Source organism: Uliginosibacterium sangjuense (genome assembly GCF_059132465.1).
In genome coordinates this window covers 901,018-917,185 of sequence record NZ_CP101132.1, presented here as the reverse complement: position 1 = coordinate 917,185, position 16,168 = coordinate 901,018, and the positions used below count along the sequence as shown (strand labels likewise).

Annotated in this window: 16 protein-coding genes; 12 read left to right on the top strand and 4 right to left on the bottom strand. The window is 65.9% G+C overall.

The window, feature by feature from the left end; translation table 11 throughout:
- Positions 1-28: 28 nt before the first annotated feature.
- Positions 29-2,053, bottom strand: a complete 2,025-nt coding sequence (locus NMB43_RS04195) for a TonB-dependent receptor plug domain-containing protein (RefSeq protein WP_494350904.1) — start codon at positions 2,051-2,053, stop codon at positions 29-31.
- 192 nt (positions 2,054-2,245) lie between these two features.
- Between NMB43_RS04195 and NMB43_RS04190 the strand changes: the two genes are divergently transcribed.
- From NMB43_RS04190 to NMB43_RS04165, 6 genes are read left to right on the top strand one after another with little or no spacing between them, the layout of a single operon-like run.
- Entirely contained in the window at positions 2,246-3,094 is an 849-nt protein-coding gene (locus NMB43_RS04190) for a BPSS1780 family membrane protein (RefSeq protein WP_494350903.1), read from the top strand.
- Position 3,095: 1 nt separating this feature from the next.
- Positions 3,096-3,854 (top strand): BPSS1780 family membrane protein, encoded by a 759-nt coding sequence (locus tag NMB43_RS04185; RefSeq protein ID WP_494350902.1) that lies wholly within the window; start codon positions 3,096-3,098, stop codon positions 3,852-3,854.
- On the top strand, positions 3,844-4,512 hold the full coding sequence (gene nadD / locus NMB43_RS04180) for a nicotinate-nucleotide adenylyltransferase (RefSeq protein ID WP_494350901.1): 669 nt from the start codon (positions 3,844-3,846) through the stop codon (positions 4,510-4,512). Before NMB43_RS04185 ends, nadD begins: the two co-directional genes overlap by 11 nt.
- Positions 4,513-4,524: 12 nt before the next feature.
- Positions 4,525-4,890: a ribosome silencing factor gene (rsfS, locus tag NMB43_RS04175; RefSeq protein WP_494350900.1), complete on the top strand. Its 366-nt coding sequence runs from the start codon at positions 4,525-4,527 to the stop codon at positions 4,888-4,890.
- A 10-nt stretch (positions 4,891-4,900) separates the two neighbouring features.
- Entirely contained in the window at positions 4,901-5,371 is a 471-nt protein-coding gene (gene rlmH / locus NMB43_RS04170) for a 23S rRNA (pseudouridine(1915)-N(3))-methyltransferase RlmH (RefSeq protein ID WP_494350899.1), read from the top strand.
- A 1-nt stretch (position 5,372) separates the two neighbouring features.
- Entirely contained in the window at positions 5,373-5,996 is a 624-nt protein-coding gene (locus tag NMB43_RS04165; protein WP_494350898.1) for a Maf family protein, read from the top strand.
- Between the two features lie 24 nt (positions 5,997-6,020).
- Here the strand turns inward: NMB43_RS04165 and NMB43_RS04160 are convergent, their stop codons facing one another.
- The 3 genes from NMB43_RS04160 to cysB all read right to left on the bottom strand — a co-directional run bounded on the left by NMB43_RS04160 (position 6,021) and on the right by cysB (position 9,705).
- Positions 6,021-7,091, bottom strand: a complete 1,071-nt coding sequence (locus NMB43_RS04160; protein WP_494350897.1) for a VanZ family protein — start codon at positions 7,089-7,091, stop codon at positions 6,021-6,023.
- Positions 7,088-8,566, bottom strand: coding sequence for a high affinity choline transporter 1 (locus NMB43_RS04155; RefSeq protein WP_494350896.1), 1,479 nt, complete (start codon positions 8,564-8,566; stop codon positions 7,088-7,090). Before NMB43_RS04155 ends, NMB43_RS04160 begins: the two co-directional genes overlap by 4 nt.
- Before the next feature lie 197 nt (positions 8,567-8,763).
- Positions 8,764-9,705: an HTH-type transcriptional regulator CysB gene (gene cysB / locus NMB43_RS04150; RefSeq protein WP_494350895.1), complete on the bottom strand. Its 942-nt coding sequence runs from the start codon at positions 9,703-9,705 to the stop codon at positions 8,764-8,766.
- A gap of 219 nt (positions 9,706-9,924) precedes the next feature.
- On the opposite strand from cysB, the gene NMB43_RS04145 reads away from it, so the two are divergent.
- The 6 genes from NMB43_RS04145 (at position 9,925) to NMB43_RS04120 (ending at position 16,158) form a co-directional block, all read left to right on the top strand.
- Complete coding sequence (locus NMB43_RS04145) at positions 9,925-10,710, top strand: sulfite exporter TauE/SafE family protein (protein ID WP_494350894.1); 786 nt, start codon at positions 9,925-9,927, stop codon at positions 10,708-10,710.
- Positions 10,711-10,733: 23 nt separating this feature from the next.
- Complete coding sequence (locus NMB43_RS04140; protein ID WP_494350893.1) at positions 10,734-12,419, top strand: nitrite/sulfite reductase; 1,686 nt, start codon at positions 10,734-10,736, stop codon at positions 12,417-12,419.
- Positions 12,412-13,026, top strand: coding sequence for a DUF934 domain-containing protein (locus tag NMB43_RS04135; RefSeq protein WP_494350892.1), 615 nt, complete (start codon positions 12,412-12,414; stop codon positions 13,024-13,026). The genes NMB43_RS04140 and NMB43_RS04135 overlap by 8 nt, the downstream gene beginning before the upstream one ends.
- A 14-nt stretch (positions 13,027-13,040) precedes the next feature.
- Positions 13,041-13,811 (top strand): phosphoadenylyl-sulfate reductase, encoded by a 771-nt coding sequence (locus NMB43_RS04130; RefSeq protein WP_494350891.1) that lies wholly within the window; start codon positions 13,041-13,043, stop codon positions 13,809-13,811.
- Positions 13,812-13,934: 123 nt separating this feature from the next.
- A complete protein-coding gene (gene cysD, locus NMB43_RS04125) occupies positions 13,935-14,870 on the top strand; it encodes a sulfate adenylyltransferase subunit CysD (protein WP_494350890.1) in 936 nt (311 codons plus the stop codon).
- A 1-nt stretch (position 14,871) separates the two neighbouring features.
- Entirely contained in the window at positions 14,872-16,158 is a 1,287-nt protein-coding gene (locus NMB43_RS04120; protein WP_494350889.1) for a sulfate adenylyltransferase subunit 1, read from the top strand.
- Positions 16,159-16,168: the final 10 nt, after the last annotated feature.

Below are 16,168 nucleotides of genomic sequence, written 5' to 3'. Positions count from 1 at the left end.
AGAGGACGCGCCGCCGGTCAGGCGGGGCTCAGAAATCGAGCGTAGCCGACAGCCAGATCATGCGCCCCACGCGATTGGCCGGTGTCTTGCTGCCCGTCGTCAGGGCCTGCGCAGCCTGCTGGGAACGATCCGCGATCTCCTGGTGGCGTGACCCCAAGTTGATTGCATTGAGCGCCAGTTCCAGCGAGTTCTGGCCGAGACGCGTGAGGTAGGCAATGCGCGCATCGAAGGTGGTGTAGTCCTCGGCCACGTAGTTGGTCAGCGGCACGAAACCGTCGCCACCGGCCAGCGGCCCCATGCGCAGGGCCGATACCTGGGTACGCCAGGCCGTGCCGAAGCGCTGAATCCAGGTCAGGCTCGCCGAGTACGGCGCCACGCGCTGGTCCAGTTGGTCGTCGCCGGAGTTGCGGTCGATCATGCTGTGACTGAACAGAAGCTCGCCCTGCTGCCAGGGCTGCAGCTTGATCTGGTACTCGATGCCCTGCAGCACGAAGTCCTGATCGCGGTTCACGTACATCGACGACCCCAGATGGGGCAGCGTCGCGCCCGGAGCCGGCACCGGCACGCGCCAGATATAGCCGTCGATGCGCTCATGGAACAGGCGCACATCCAGCGTCGTCTTGAGCGTGGCGAAACGCCCCAGGTAACCCAGTTCCGCGCTATCCACCCGCGCCTGGCGCAGATCCGGATTCGGCTGGTAGGGGTGAGCCAGCAAAGTGCCGCTGTTCAGATCGTAGGCGTAGATGTCGCCGTACTTTTCGAAGGTCGGGCGCTGCTGGTAGGCACGGCCGTAGCCGACGCGCCAGGTACTGCTCTGCGAGGCCTGCCAGTTCACGAAAGCCCGCGGCGCCACATGCGCCGGCTCGTCGCTGTAGCGCTCCACCGCCGCCCCCAGATTGGCCTGCCAGGCGGGCGCGAAACGCCACTCCAGGTTGCCGAAACCGCGCAGCAGGGAGGTGCTCACCTCGTCGCGCCCGGCGTAGAGGAAGCTGGAATCCACACGATCACGCCGCCCCTCCAGGCCCCACACCAGTTGCGTGCGCTGCCCTGGCGCGAAGCGGTGCTGGAACTCCAGATGGTCGCGCACACTGTCACGGTTGCGATCGAGCGGCGAGTAGACGCCGGGGCCGCCGTCGGCCAGCCATTCGTCCTTGATTGACTCCTGGTTGCGGTAGTAGCTGAGCGATAGCTCCTGGTCCGCCGCCAGAGCCCGCGTCCACTTCAGATGCACGGTGCCGGTCGTGTTGTAGGAGTCGCGCTCGCCGTTGTTGTCGAACAGGGAGCCGCGGTAGCCCTCGCCCTTGATGGCCTCGCTGGCGGCCAGGCGCAGCATCAACTCGTCGACGTTGGACAGGCGCCAGTCCCCTCGCCCGGACGCCACCGTGACATGGCGCTGATCGCGCAGATCGGGGTAGCCATCGTCATGGCTGGTGGACAGATTGGCGCGCCACGCGAAGCTCCCCTGCTTGCCGCCCAAGGCGGCGGCACCGTCGATGATGTCGCTGTCGCCCGCGTTGGCCCGCACGCGATTGCCCGCATGCTCCGCGCTGTGGCGCGTGATGATGTTGATCACGCCGAGGAAGGCATTGGCCCCATAGGTGACGGAGTTGGTACCGCGCATGACCTCGATGCGCTCGATCTCGTCCACGCTCAGGGGCAAGGCGGTCCAGTCGACCCCGCCGAAGGCAGCTGGGGAATAGACCGAGCGGCCGTCGATCAGCACCTGCATCTCCGACGGATAGGTGTTGCCCATGCCGTGGTAGGTGACCCATTGCTGGTTGGCGCGTTCCTGCCCCACCTGCATGCCGGGCACCAGGCGGAAGATGCGCGCCAAATCGCGGTAACCGGTGGCGCGGATGAAGTCGCCGTCGATGACGGTGACGGCTCCGGGGGCTTCATTGATGGGCTGCGGCAGGCGCGAGGCCGTGAGCACGGTGGGCAAGTCCTCGAAGAACGAGGCTTCGCTCTGCTGGGCGTGCAAGGGCTCGGCGCAGGCCAGCACGGCCATGCCCAGGACACGGATCACTCTGGAAACACGCAGTTCAACAGTCATGCATTGCAAGGTGTGGCCCCATCCCGGCTTCGATTTCCTTCGCGCGCGCCGCGCGAGGGCCCCGAGTATAGCGCGGCAGGGCCTTGATTTTAATTGCATTCTGCGTATTTCCATGACATTTGCTCGGGCACAAGGGGCGCCCCCGCATCGTGCCGCTTGGACGCGCCACGCGCTGCGGGTAGCATGCAGGCCGTGCCGCTCGTTCGCCCCGCTTCCACGCCTTCGATGACCCCTAGCGCTTCTCCTGGCCACGCCAGCCGCCAGCTCCCCGTTCCCGCACATGTCAACGCCGCGCGCAGCCTGCATTGGTTGCGTGCCGGCTTCAGCAGTTTCGTGCACCATCCGGTCCAGTGGTTGATCGCCGGCCTGCTCAGCTTCATCGCCCTGCTGTGCGCCAGCCTCCTGGCCGCCCTGCTGGCGCCGGCCATTCCCATGCTGAGCCCCATGCTTCCCGTGGTCAGTCTGGTGCTGATCGTCGCCTGCCTGCTGCGCGCCGCCGACCACCAGCGCGAGGGCCGCGGGCCACGCCTGTCCGACATGCTGGATGGCGTACGCCCCCACGGCGCGCACCTTGCCTTGCTGGGCGTCTTCTTCAGCCTGCCACTGGTGCTGCTGGTGATGCTGGGTCTGCTGGCCCTGGGCGGCGGCCTGTTGGCCGGCCTGCTCGGCACGGCGCTGGGCAATGCGGTGGAAAGCGTGGCCAGCGGACTGGCAGCGTTCTTCACCTACATGGTCTCTTCCCTGCTGGTGTTCGTGGTGTGCTGGGCGCTCCTCCTGCTAAGCCTGTTCTTCGCCCCCGCGCTGGTGCTGTTCCACCATGCACGACCGCTGGACGCGATGCGCCTGTCATTCTCGGCCAGTCTGCGCAGCCTGCCGGCCATCCTGTGCTTCGCGCTGCTGCTCACGATCCTGTTTGCCCTCGCGGTGGCCCCGATCGGGCTGGGCGTGCTGATCCTGATCCCGGTGTTCGCTGGTGCGCTATACCAAGCCTATCGGGATGTTTTCTGTCAGTCGGCCGAACCGGCCACCGAGGAGCACTGAGATGCAGGCCCGTCAGCTTCCCCCCGCCCGCGGCTGGCAATGGCTGGGTGCCGGCCTGGCGCTGTGGCGCCGCAACCCCGGCCTCATTTCGGCCGCGGCCATGGCCTCGCTGCTGCTGTCGGCCTTCCTTGGTGCGATCCCCTTGCTGGGCACGCCGCTGGCCTGCCTGGCCGGCCCCCTGGTGTCGCTGACGGTGATCCGCATCTGCCACCATGTCGCAACGGGTCAGCCGCTGCGCCCGGAACGTCTGCGCGTCGAGCGCCCGCAACTCATCAGCCTGCTGATCCTTGGTGCCTTCCTGTTCGTTGCCCTGTACCTCGGCGATCTGCTCAACCACCTGATCGCCGGCGATGCGCTGGCACAGATGGTGGCGGCGGCGAATGCCAGCGGCGAACCGCCCAAGGCCATGCCCAGCTCTGTGCTGTGGGGCATGACCGTCTATATGCTGGTGATCGCGTTGGCCGGCAGCATGATGTGGTTCGCCCCGATGCTGACCGCGCTGCGCAATGTGTCGCCGGCCAAGGCGCTGTTTTTCACCGCGGTCGCCTGTTGGCGCAACAAATGGCCATTCCTGGTGTTTGGCCTGAGCCTGATGATGCTGATGATGCCTCTGTCCCTGCTGGTGTCCATGGGCAGCGTGTGGCAGTCGGTCGCCATCATGCTGATGGTGGGCCTGGTGTGGCCGGTCGTGAACGCGGTGAATTACCTCAGCATGATCGACATCTTCGGCGACCTCTTCCGCCCCGGTGATGAGGTCTGAGCGCGGACCGCTGGGCATCCTCGGCGGCACCTTCGACCCCATCCACCATGCCCACCTGCGCCTGGCCGAGGAGGCCCGCGCCGCGCTCGGCCTGGCCGAAGTGCGCCTGATCCCGGCCGGCCAGCCGCCACACCGCGCGCAACCCGGCAGCTCCGCGGCAGACCGCCTGGCGATGACGCGCCTGGCGGTCGAAGGCGTGGCGGGCTACCACGTGGATGCCGCCGAAGTGCTCAGCGATGCCCCCAGCTACACCGTCGTCACGCTGCAACGCCTGCGTGCCGAGCTGGGTCCGGACCGGCCGCTGGTGCTACTGATGGGCGCGGACGCCTTGCGCAGCCTGCCCGGCTGGTTTCAATGGGAAGCCTTGTTCGGACTGGCCCACATCGGCGTGGCCACGCGCCCCGGCTACTTGCTGGCGCAGGACAGCCTGCCCGCCCCGCTGGCCGACGCCTTGCGCGGGCGTTTGTGCGCGGCCCCGGCGGAGCTGGCTGCCAGCGCGGCTGGCCGGGTGTGCCGCTTCGACATGACACCCCTGGACATCTCCGCCACCACCATCCGCGCCATGCTGCAGCGCGGCGACAGCCCGCGCTTTTTGCTGCCCGACGCGGTTCTCGACTATATTCAGACACATCATCTCTACGGGCCCGAGACCCACTAGACCACCCCAAGCATGGATATCCGCAAGCTGCAGAAGATCGTTGTCGGCGCCCTCGAGGACGTCAAGGCCACTGACATCGAAGTCATCAACACCACCAAGCTCACTTCCCTGTTCGATCGCGTGATCATCGCCAGCGGCAGTTCCAACCGGCAGACACGCGCACTCGCCAACAATGTGCAGGACAAGGTCCGTGAGGCCGGCGGCGAGGTCGTCTCGGTCGAAGGCGCAGATACCGGCGAATGGGTGCTGGTCGACCTGGGCGACGTGGTCGTGCACGTCATGCAGCCCGCCGTGCGCGCCTACTACAACCTGGAGGAGCTGTGGGCCACCACGCCCGCCAAGCGCCGCAAGCTGACCGACGCCGCCGCGCAGGAATAAGCACGGCGCCATGAAGCTGCTGATCGCCGCAGTCGGCACGCGTATGCCGGACTGGGTGCAGGACGGATTCACCGAGTATGCCAAGCGCTTTCCGCGTGACTGCGCACTGGAGCTGCTGGAGGTGAAGGCCGAGCCGCGCACCACGGGCAAGCCCCCTGCCGCCATGATGGCGGCCGAAGCAGACAGGCTGCGCGCTGCGCTGCCTGCGCGCAGCCGCAAGGTGATCCTGGACGAACGCGGCGACGACCTGAATACCCGGCAACTGGCGGATCGCCTCAAGCGCTGGCTGGCCAGTGGCGACGACGTGGCCTTCCTGATCGGCGGCCCCGACGGGCTAGACCCGGCGCTCAAGGACGCGGCCGACGAGCGCCTGCGCCTGTCCAGCCTGACCCTGCCGCACGCCATGGTGCGCGTGCTGCTGGCCGAGGCCCTGTACCGCGCCTGGAGCCTGCACCACAACCACCCTTATCACCGGGAATGAGATGGCCCTGACCCTATCCACCAACCGCATCTACCTGGCCTCGCGCAGCCCACGCCGACGCGAACTGCTGCACCAGATCGGCGTCAGCTTCGATACCTTGCTGTTCCGCGTTCCACCGCGCGAGGACCCGGACGTCAGCGAAGCCGTGTTGCCGGGCGAAGCGGTTGAGCAGTACGTCGACCGCGTCGCGCGCGCCAAGGCCGAGGGCGGGGTGATCCGCCTGCAGTGGCGGAACCTGCGGCGCCAGCCGGTGCTATCGGCCGACACGACGCTGGAAGTGGACGGCGAGATCATCGGCAAGCCGGACGACGCGGCCCATGCCACTGACATTCTGCGTCGCCTGTCGGGCCGCAACCATCGCGTGCTGACTGCTGTGGCCCTGGCCGACGGCGAGCGCCTTGAATGCCTTACCAGCGTCAGTACCGTGCGCATGCGAAAGATCGACGACAAGGAGATCGCGCGCTACATCGACTCCGGTGAGCCCTTCGACAAGGCTGGCGCCTACGGTATCCAGGGCCGCGCAGCCGCCTTCATCGAACACATCGAAGGCTCTTACTCCGGCATCATGGGCCTGCCGCTGTACGAGACCTGGTCGCTGCTCAACAGCTTCCGCCTCGTCACCTGAAGCGACGGGCCTGGGTGAGCGCGCCTAGGCCCCGTCCGAATCCCGCAGCAAGGCCTGGCGCGCCGCCAGGTAGACCAGGGCCAGCATCGGCCACAGGCTGGCCAGCAGACCGGTCAGCCCGCTGAAGTTGACGGCGTGACTCTGCCGCGTGAGATGCAGACTCAGTTCGAGATAGGGATTCTCCGGCGTCATGTTGACCAGCGCCGCCGTCAGCAACAAGGCCAGGCTGGCGCCCAGGTGCTGCAGCCAGCCCGGCAATCGCCAGGCCAGCAAGGTCAGCGCCAAACCCAGCACGGCACCATACAGACCGCCCGTGGTCATCCACAGCGTGGGATTGGGCGGCTCCAGGAACACGGTGCAGGACAGCGCCCGCAAGCCCACCCCCGCCACGACCACCAGCGCGGCCAAGGGTAGGGAAGGCCGCGCCATCACCCGCCTCATCACCAGCAGTACGGCGGCAAGCTGGGTCGCGACGACCAAGGTCTCCAGCATGACGTAGCGCCGGGCCGAGAAGGCGATGGGCGCGGGCAGGTCCAGCAGCGGCCGCAGATCGCCGGCCGCAAACAGGATCGCCGAGGGCTGCAGCAGGCTCAGCCACCACAACGCCACCAGCACCAGGCCCAGCTCGCCGATGTGGCCGCCCAGCACGCGCCGCCGACGCCAGCGCGACAGCCCCCCGCCCTCGTCGAACAGGCGCCCCCAGCGCAAGGCCAGCAGCGCGCCGGCCGCACCACCCAGGGTATTGGTCAGCAGGTCGACATTGGATGCCACACGTGTCGGCAGATAGTTCTGCAGCACTTCCACCAGCAGGCTCAACAGCGCGCAGCCCAGCACTGCCCACAGCACACCGCGGGCGGGCGAATGGTGCCCGCGCTGCGCGGCCGCCAGCAGGAAGCCCAGCGGGGCGAAGCCCAGCAGATTGAGGACCAGATCGAGACCAGAGCGGTCGCGCGGTGGCGGGGCGACAAGAAAGGAAAACGGGCCGACTCCGATGTCGCGCCAGCCTGTCAGGGGATTCAGACAGACCAGCGCGATCAGGACGACACAGGCCAACGCCAGGTAGCGCGGCAGGCGGGGCGCCTGCGCCGGGTTCACGCGCGGGCCGGGTCGGCCGGCGGCGTGCCGGCACCGATGAACTGCGGCATCAGCGAACCCACGAGCATGGCAATCACGCTCGCCAGCAGGCCGATGAACTGCGGCGGAATGGTGTGGGCAAGTTCGACCCAGGCTTCGGGCGCAGGCAGCCAGCCGATCATCGGCAACAGCAAGGCCAGCCACACCGCGCCGCCGACCAGGATGGCGAAGATCGCGCCCTGGTTGGTCGCCCGCTTCCAGTACAGGCCGAAAGCCAGCGGCGCGAAGGCCATGGCCAGGGTGACCGAGTAGGCCTGCTCGACCATCTCGTAGATCGTGGCCTCGCTATTGAGCGCGAAGCTCAGCACCAGGCAGGTGAAGATGACCACGATCACGCGCGTCATGCGCAGGAAGCGCTCATCGCTCATCCCCGGCATGAAGCCGTGCAGCACGTTCTCGGAGAACGTCACCGAGGGCGCCAGCAGGGTGCCCGAGGCGGTGCTCATGATGGCCGAGAGCAGCGCGCCGAAGAACAGCACCTGGGCGAAGATCGGCATGTGGTTGAGCACCAGCAGGGGCAGGACCATCTGCGAGTCCCCGCCTTCGCCCAGGTACTTCGCCACCAGTTCAGGCGCCACAATGGTCGCCGCGTAGGCGATGAAGAGCGGCACGAAAGCAAAGAAGAAGTAGGCCACGCCACCGGTCACGGTACCCCACACCGCGCCTTTCTCGTTGCGCGCCGAGTTCACGCGCTGGAACACGTCCTGCTGCGGAATGGAGCCCAGCGCCATGGTCGAGAACGCGGCAATGAAAGCCACCCATTCAAGGCCACCGCCCGTGGGGAAGAACTCCAGCTTGCCGGCCTGCTCCATGTGGGTCACGACATTGCCGACACCGCCCGCCATGCCCCCCACCGAGTAGGCGATGTAGAGCAAGCCCACCACGATGATGCTCATCTGGAAGAAGTCGGTCAGCGCCACCGACCACATGCCGCCGTAGAGCGTGTAGAGCAGCACCACGCCGGTACCGATCACCATGCCCCATTCCTGCGAGATCTGGCCCTGCGACAAGACGTTGAACACCAGGCCCAGGGCGGAAATCTGGGCCGCCACCCAGCCCAGGTAGGAAATGGTGATCACCAGCGAGGTGATGATTTCCACCGCGCGGCCGTAGCGCTGGCGATAGAAGTCGCCGAGCGTCATCAGGTTCATGCGGTAGAGCGGCAGAGCGAAGAACAGGCCGAAGAAGATCAGGGCGAAGGATGAGCCGAAGGGGTCGGCCACGATGCCGGACATGCCGTCCTTGACGAAGGTGGCGGAGATGCCCAGCACCGTCTCGGCACCGAACCAGGTCGCGAAGACGGTGGCAACCGTGATGTAGAACGGCAGGTGACGACCGGTCGTCACATAGTCGGTCGAGTTCTTGACCCGTGTGGCCGCATACAAGCCAATGCCGATCGAAACCAGCAGATAGGCGATCACGAAAAAGACGAGCATGGTCTGAAAGGCTCCATGAATGTAAAGGCACGCAGCACACGTGTTCCGCGTGAATGGTCATGCGGGTTTTCCCGCGCGATTATAGCGAGCGGGGCGTCGCGTACAGGCCCGCGCGACGGCAAATGCCGAATATGTCCCATTCACCCGGCCCATGGCCTGAGCCAGGCCCACCCCGGGCCCGCGCCCACTCCGTCCGCTCAGATGCCCGGATCGCTGCCGCCGCCTGCCAGGGCCGCCTCCACCGCTCGCCGCGTGAGCTGCGGCGCGAACATCTCGATGAAGGCATAGGCATAGCCGCGCAGCCAGGCCCGTGCCGGCAGGCCCAGGCGGGTGGTGGAAGACTCGAACAGGTGGGCCGCGTCCAGCGCCACCAGGCCACGGTCGATCATCGGATCGAACGCCATGCTGGCGATGATGCCCACGCCCAGGTCCATGCTCACATAGGTCTTGATCACGTCGGAGTCGAGCGCGGTGAGCACCACCTCGGGCTTGAGCCCTCGCCCCAGGAAGGCCTTGTTGATGAGATTGCGCCCGGTGAAGGCCGAGTCATAGGTGATGATCGGGTACTGCGCGATCGCCTCCAGCGTCAATGGCTTGGCTCGCGCCAGCGGATGCCCGGGGCGCACCACCACGCTGCGGTTCCACTGCATGCAGGGCAGCGTGACCAGGCCCTCCTGGTCTGCGATGGCCTCGGTGGCGATGGCGAAATCGGCCTCGCCGCGCAGCACCATCTCGCAGTTCTGCTGCGGATTGCCCTGGTGAAGGTGCAGGCGGACTTTCGGATAACGCCGCACGAACTCCGCCACCACGCGCGGCAAGGCATAGCGCGCCTGCGTGTGGGTAGTGGCGATGGTCAGCGTGCCGCTGTCCTCGCGATGGAACTCCGCGCCCACCGCGCGCAAGTTCTCCGCCTCGCGCAACATGCGTTCGGCGATCGCGATCACCTGCCGCCCCGGTTCAGTGATCGCGGTCAGGCGTTTGCCATGGCGCACGAAGATGTCGATGCCCAGCTCCTCCTCAAGCTGGCGGATCTGCTTGGACACCCCGGGCTGGGAAGTGAACAAGGCATCCGCCGCCTCCGACACGGAGAGGTTGCGACGCGCGACTTCAAGCACGTAGCGAAGCTGTTGCAGGTTCATGGCTTCAATATCTAGAGGTTAAAAGCCTCGGCTGGCCGAGCGAGCGCCCGGCAGGCAAGGCGGCGCGCACGCCAACGCAGCATGCCGGCCGCGCAGCCGGCCAGCCGAGGCTTTTATATTACTTTTTCTTCTAATGGTGTGAGCAGGACAAGGAGTAAGGATTAAAGGCCGGCCGCTATGATCCGCCCATCCCCCTGATTCATCCTTGAAAGTGCGTACATGGACCTGATGTACCCCGTCGCAGGCTTCGCCGTCGGCGCCATCGTGGGCCTTACCGGCGTCGGTGGCGGCTCGCTGATGACGCCGCTGCTGGTGCTGCTGTTCGGCGTCAGTCCGTCCGTGGCCGTCGGCACCGACCTGCTGTACGCCGCCGTCACCAAGGCAGGCGGTACCCTGGCGCACGGTCTCAAGGGCACGGTGGACTGGGCCATCACACGCGCCCTGGCCTACGGCTCGATCCCCGCCGCCGCGCTCACACTGTTGCTGGTCCATCACTTCGCGCCGGGCGGCCTCGGCGGCGCCAGCAAGCTGATCTCGGGCGCGCTGGGCGTGGCCCTGCTGCTGACCGCTGTGGCCCTGCTGCTGCGCAAGAAGATCCAGGCCTTCGCGCTGCGCCATGCGCCGGCCGTACCCAATCCCGGCCGCACCTTCTGGCTGACCGTGCTGACCGGAGCGATCCTCGGCGCACTGGTATCCATCTCCTCGGTGGGCGCCGGCGCGCTGGGCGTGACGGCCTTGTTTTTCCTGTACCCTTCGCTCCCCGCCCACCGTATCGTCGGCTCCGACATCGCCCATGCCGTGCCGCTGACCCTGGTCGCGGGTCTGGGCCACTGGTGGCTGGGCAGCGTCGACTGGGCCCTGCTGGGCAGCCTGCTGCTGGGCTCCCTGCCCGGCATCTGGCTGGGCAGCCAGGTCGGTGCCAAGGTGCCGGAAAAAGTGTTGCGCCCCATCCTCGCAGGCATGCTGCTGCTGATCGGCACCAAGCTGATCGTGGCCGCCCGCTGAGTCATCTCACAGAGAGAATCCAGATGTACAAGTACGACGAATATGACCAACGGATCGTAAACGAGCGCGTGGCGCAGTTCCGCGACCAGACCCGCCGTTACCTGGCTGGCGAGCTGAAGGAAGACGAGTTCAAGCCGCTGCGCCTGCAGAACGGCCTCTACATCCAGCGCTATGCCCCGATGCTGCGCGTGGCCGTGCCCTACGGCCTGCTCAACTCGACGCAGGTACGCAAGCTGGCCCACATCGCGCGCACTTACGACAAGGGCTACGCTCACGTGTCGACGCGCCAGAATTTCCAGTACAACTGGCCCGAGCTGAAGAACGTGCCGGACATCCTCGAAGAACTGGCCAGCGTGCAGATGCACGCGATCCAGACCTCGGGCAACTGCATCCGCAACACGACGACCGACCAGTTCGCCGGCATCGCGCCGGACGAAGTGGTCGATCCGCGTCCGCTGGCCGAGATCATCCGCCAGTGGAGCACCTTCCACCCCGAGTTCGCCCTGCTGCCACGCAAGTTCAAGATCGCCGTCAGTGGCACGGTGGAAGACCGCGCCGTGGTGCAGATGCATGACATCGGCTTGGAGTTCTACAAGGACACCGCCGGCCAGTTGCTGGCCAAGGTGTGGGTCGGTGGCGGCCTGGGCCGCACCCCCATCCTGGGTGAAGTCATCGAGCCGGCCCTGCCCTGGCAGCATCTGCTGAGCTATTGCGAGGCCATCATCCGCGTCTACAACCGCTGGGGTCGTCGCGACAACGCCTACAAGGCACGCATCAAGATTCTGGTGAAGGCGCTGGGCATTGCCGAGTTCAAGCGTCAGGTGGAAGCCGAGTGGGCTTTCCACAAGGACGGTGCCAACACCATCACTGAAGCGGAACTGGCGCGCGTGGCCAAGCACTTCACCGCCCCGCCCTACGCCCAACTGCCCGACAGCGACGCCGGCTTCGAAGCGAAACGCGCCGAAGAGAAGGCCTTCGCCAACTGGGTCAAGCGCAATGTGCATGCCCACAAGCAGCCGGGCTATCGTGCCGTCACGCTGTCGCTGAAGGTCACCGGCATCGCGCCGGGCGACATCACCGACAAGCAGCTCGACATCGTGGCCGACCTCGCCGACAAGTACAGCTTCGGCGAACTGCGCACTACGCACGAACAGAACATCGTACTGTCCGACGTGAAACTGTCCGATCTCTACGCGCTGTGGCAGGAAGCCAAGGCCGCCGGTCTGGCGACGCCGAACATTGGCCTGATCACCGACATCATCTGCTGCCCCGGCGGTTCCTTCTGCGACCTCGCCAATGCCAAGAGCATTCCCATCGCGGAGTCGATCCAGCGCCAGTTCGACGACCTGGACTACCAGCACGACATCGGCGACATCGAGCTCAACATCTCCGGCTGCATGAACTCCTGCGGCCACCACCACGTGGGCCACATCGGCATCCTCGGCGTCGATAAGAACGATTCCGAGTGGTACCAGGTCTCCATCGGCGGCAAGCAGGGCAATGACGCCAGCCTTGGCGACGTGATCGGTCCCTCCTTCGCAGCGGATGAAGTGGCGGGCGTGATCCAGCGCCTGATTGATGTGTACGTGGAACAGCGCACGCCGGAAGAACGCTTCATCGACACGGTGCGCCGCATTGGCGCCACCCCGTTCAAAGAGCGTGTGTATGCCGACCGCCAGCCGGGCAAGAAGGAAGTCGCTAATGTCTAATCTGATCAAGCTGAACGCTGGCGTGGCCAGCATCGTGGCGGACGACGCCTGGCAGTTCGTCCACCTGCCCGCCGCGCAGGAAGAAGTGAAGAAGCAGGCCGGCAAGGTCGTGCTGTTCAAGCTGACCGGCGCACAGGCCGTCAGCGCGGAACAGATTGCCGGCACCACGGTACCCGCCGGACGCGTCGTGCTGCCGCTGTCGGTCTTCCTCGCGCGCCGTGACGATTTCGCCGGTCGCATCGCCGCCGGCGAAGTCGGCGTATGGCTGGAGACCCATGAACTGGTCGAAGCCCTGGCCGAAATCCAGACCGAGCTCAACGCCCTGCCGCTGATCGCGGTGCACATCGAGCGCTTCGCCGATGGCCGTGCCTACTCCACCGCCGCACTGCTGCGCACCCGCTACGGGTTCAAGAACGAGCTGCGTGCGTTTGGCGACGTGCTGCGCGACCAGTTGTTCTTCCTCAAGCGCGTCGGCTTCGATGCCTTCCAGATCCGTGCCGACCGCTCGGCCGAAGACGCCCTGCCCTCGCTGAACGACTTCTCCGAGCCCTACCAAGCCGCCGTGGTCGTCGATCAACCGGTGTGGCGCCGTCACGCACGCGCCTGACCGAGGCCACCGAAATGAGCGAAACCGTCTCCATCCTGCGTCCGCGTGCCAAGAACCCGGCCACGAACCCCGAGCTGACCGATGTGCTGCGCGCCACCGTCGCGGTGAAGCGTGCGCAGGCACTGGAGCTGCTGCATGCAGCCATCGAGCTGCACCAGGCGCAGCCGGGCGAAATCACCTTCGCCAACAGCTTCGGTGCCGAGGACATGGTCCTGACCGACCTCATCCTCAAGGAAGGCCTGCCGATCGAGATCTTCTCGCTCGACACCGGCCGCCTGCCGGCCGAGACCTACAGCTTGATGGGCGAAGTCGAGAAACAGTACGGCACCAAGCTGAAGGTGTTCTTCCCCGACAGCAGTGCCGTTGAGCAGTACGTGCGCACGCACGGCATCAACGCCTTCTACGACTCGGTCGAGCTGCGCAAAGCCTGCTGTCATGTGCGCAAGGTCGAACCGCTGCGCCGTGCCCTGACCGGCAAGAAAGCCTGGGTCACCGGCATGCGCGCCGCACAGAGCGCCACCCGCAGCGAGCTGCCCGTGCGCCAGTTCGACGAGGGCAACGGGCTGGAGAAGTACAATCCGCTGTCCGACTGGTCCGAAACCGAGGTGTGGGCTTACATCCGCATCCATGGCGTGCCCTATAACGCGCTGCACGACCAGTTCTACCCCAGCATCGGCTGCGCGCCCTGTACGCGCGCGATCGCCGTCGGCGAGGATGTGCGCGCCGGCCGCTGGTGGTGGGAGGACCCCGCACTCAAGGAATGCGGCCTGCACGTAAAGAAGTAAACCCTCAAACGTCATTCCCGCGAAAGCGGGAATCCACGTCGACCTCGATGTGGCTTTTGGCCAGAAAGTGGATTCCCGCTTTCGCGGGAATGACGGAACACCTATTGATGAATTGACAATGTCATGGCTGTACTGACCAAACACACCCTCTCCCACCTCGACTGGCTGGAAGCCGAGGCCATCCACATCATGCGCGAGGTGGCCGGCCAGTGCGAACGCCCGGTGCTGCTGTTCTCCGGCGGCAAGGATTCCATCTGCATGCTGCGCATTGCCGAGAAGGCTTTCCGGCCCGGCAAGTTCCCCTTTCCGCTGATGCACATCGACACCGGCCACAACTACAAGGAAGTGGTCGACTTCCGCGACAAGCGCGCGGCCGAGCTGGGCGAGCGCCTGATCGTGCGCTCGGTGGAAGACTCCATGAAGCGCGGCACCGTGGTGCTGAAGACGCCGGATGAATCGCGCAACAAGCACCAGGCCGTGACCCTGCTGGAAGCGATTGCCGAGTTCGAGTTCGACTGCTGTATCGGCGGCGCCCGCCGCGATGAAGAGAAGGCGCGGGCGAAAGAACGCGTGATGAGCTTCCGCGACGAGTTCGGCCAGTGGGACCCGAAGAACCAGCGCCCCGAGCTGTGGAGCCTGTACAACGCCCGCGTGCACAAGGGCGAGAACATCCGCGCCTTCCCGATCAGCAACTGGACCGAGATGGACGTGTGGCAGTACATCGAGCGCGAAAAGCTGGAGCTGCCCTCGATCTACTTCGCGCACCAACGCCCGGTCGTCATGCGCGGCGGCGCCATCATGCCGGTCAATGTGCAGTTGGCCAGCGGCGAAGTGCTGAACCAGCCCCGCGCCGGCGAAGAGATCATCGACATGCAGGTGCGCTTCCGCACCGTCGGCGACATTCCCTGCACGGCGCCGGTGCCCTCGGATGCCGACACGGTCGAGAAGATCGTCGTCGAGACCGCCACCACCACGATCACCGAACGCGGCGCCACGCGCCTCGACGACCAGACTTCCGAAGCCTCGATGGAGCAGCGGAAGAAGGAAGGGTATTTCTGAGATGTCCGCACACGAAAACATCATCGACAACGGCCTGCTGCGCTTCATGACCTGCGGCAGCGTCGACGACGGCAAGAGCACGCTGATCGGCCGCCTGCTGTACGACACCAAGGCCATCCTGGCCGACACGCTGAACGCGATCGAAAAGACCTCGCAGAAGCGCGGCATGGAAGCCGTGGACCTCTCCCTGCTGACCGATGGTCTGCAGGCCGAGCGCGAGCAAGGCATCACCATCGACGTGGCCTATCGCTACTTCAGCACCGGCACGCGCAAGTACATCATCGCCGACGCGCCGGGCCATGAGCAGTACACCCGCAACATGGTGACGGCCGCGTCGACCGCGAACCTCGCCATCATCCTGATCGATGCGCGCAAGGGCGTGCTGACGCAAACCCGCCGTCATAGCTACCTCGCCCACCTGGTGAACATTCCGCACATCGTGGTGGCGGTGAACAAGATGGACCTGATCGACCACGACCAGGCCAGGTTCGACGCCATCGTGGCCGAGTACAAAGCCTTCATCGCCAAGATGGGCCTGTTCAACGACGGCCGCGATATCCAGTTCATCCCGATGTCCGCGCTGAATGGCGACAACATCGTCGAGCGCTCCGACGCCATGTCCTGGTATCAGGGTCCGACGCTGCTGGAGCTGCTGGAAACCGTGCCCGGCGCACACACCGAGCGCCCGGAAGCCTTCCGCTTCCCGGTGCAGTTCGTGTGCCGCCCGCAGGACTCCGCCAACCCCGAGCTGCACGACTATCGCGGCTTCCAAGGTCGCATCGAGTCGGGTTCGGTGAAGGTGGGCGATCTGCTGACCGCCCTGCCCAACGGCCGTGAAAGCCGCGTGAAGGCGGTGCAGATCGGCGGCGTGGATATCGCCGAGGGCGTGACCGAGCAATCCGTGACCATCCTGCTGGAAGACGAGATCGACATCTCGCGCGGCGACATGCTGGTCAAGTCGGCCGAAGCCCCCGAGCAGAAGAAGGAGATCGAAGCCATGCTGTGCTGGCTGTCCGAGACCCCGCTGTCGCCGGCCCGCACCTACCTGATCCGCCACACCACGCGCACCAGCAAGGCCAAGCTGACCGGCATCGCCTTCAAGGTGGACGTGAACTCGCAGGAACATGTGGACGCCACGCAACTCGCGATGAACGACATCGCCAAGGTCGGCTTCAAGCTGGCCCAGCCGGTGTTTGCCGATGCCTACGCAACGAACCGCGCCACCGGCGCCTTCATCGTCATCGACGAGAGCAACAACAACACCGTCGGCGCCGGCATGATCGTTTGATCGACTTCCC

Bases quoted from the DNA above. Each gene is read 5' to 3' on its own strand.
- NMB43_RS04195 (WP_494350904.1), bottom strand. From the start codon at position 2,053: ATGACTGTTGAACTGCGTGTTTCCAGAGTGATCCGTGTCCTGGGCATG.
- NMB43_RS04185 (WP_494350902.1), top strand. From the start codon at position 3,096: ATGCAGGCCCGTCAGCTTCCCCCCGCCCGCGGCTGGCAATGGCTGGGT.
- nadD (WP_494350901.1), top strand. From the start codon at position 3,844: ATGAGGTCTGAGCGCGGACCGCTGGGCATCCTCGGCGGCACCTTCGAC.
- rsfS (WP_494350900.1), top strand. From the start codon at position 4,525: ATGGATATCCGCAAGCTGCAGAAGATCGTTGTCGGCGCCCTCGAGGAC.
- rlmH (WP_494350899.1), top strand. From the start codon at position 4,901: ATGAAGCTGCTGATCGCCGCAGTCGGCACGCGTATGCCGGACTGGGTG.
- NMB43_RS04165 (WP_494350898.1), top strand. From the start codon at position 5,373: ATGGCCCTGACCCTATCCACCAACCGCATCTACCTGGCCTCGCGCAGC.
- NMB43_RS04155 (WP_494350896.1), bottom strand. From the start codon at position 8,566: ATGCTCGTCTTTTTCGTGATCGCCTATCTGCTGGTTTCGATCGGCATT.
- cysB (WP_494350895.1), bottom strand. From the start codon at position 9,705: ATGAACCTGCAACAGCTTCGCTACGTGCTTGAAGTCGCGCGTCGCAAC.
- NMB43_RS04145 (WP_494350894.1), top strand. From the start codon at position 9,925: ATGGACCTGATGTACCCCGTCGCAGGCTTCGCCGTCGGCGCCATCGTG.
- NMB43_RS04140 (WP_494350893.1), top strand. From the start codon at position 10,734: ATGTACAAGTACGACGAATATGACCAACGGATCGTAAACGAGCGCGTG.
- NMB43_RS04135 (WP_494350892.1), top strand. From the start codon at position 12,412: ATGTCTAATCTGATCAAGCTGAACGCTGGCGTGGCCAGCATCGTGGCG.
- NMB43_RS04130 (WP_494350891.1), top strand. From the start codon at position 13,041: ATGAGCGAAACCGTCTCCATCCTGCGTCCGCGTGCCAAGAACCCGGCC.
- cysD (WP_494350890.1), top strand. From the start codon at position 13,935: ATGGCTGTACTGACCAAACACACCCTCTCCCACCTCGACTGGCTGGAA.
- NMB43_RS04120 (WP_494350889.1), top strand. From the start codon at position 14,872: ATGTCCGCACACGAAAACATCATCGACAACGGCCTGCTGCGCTTCATG.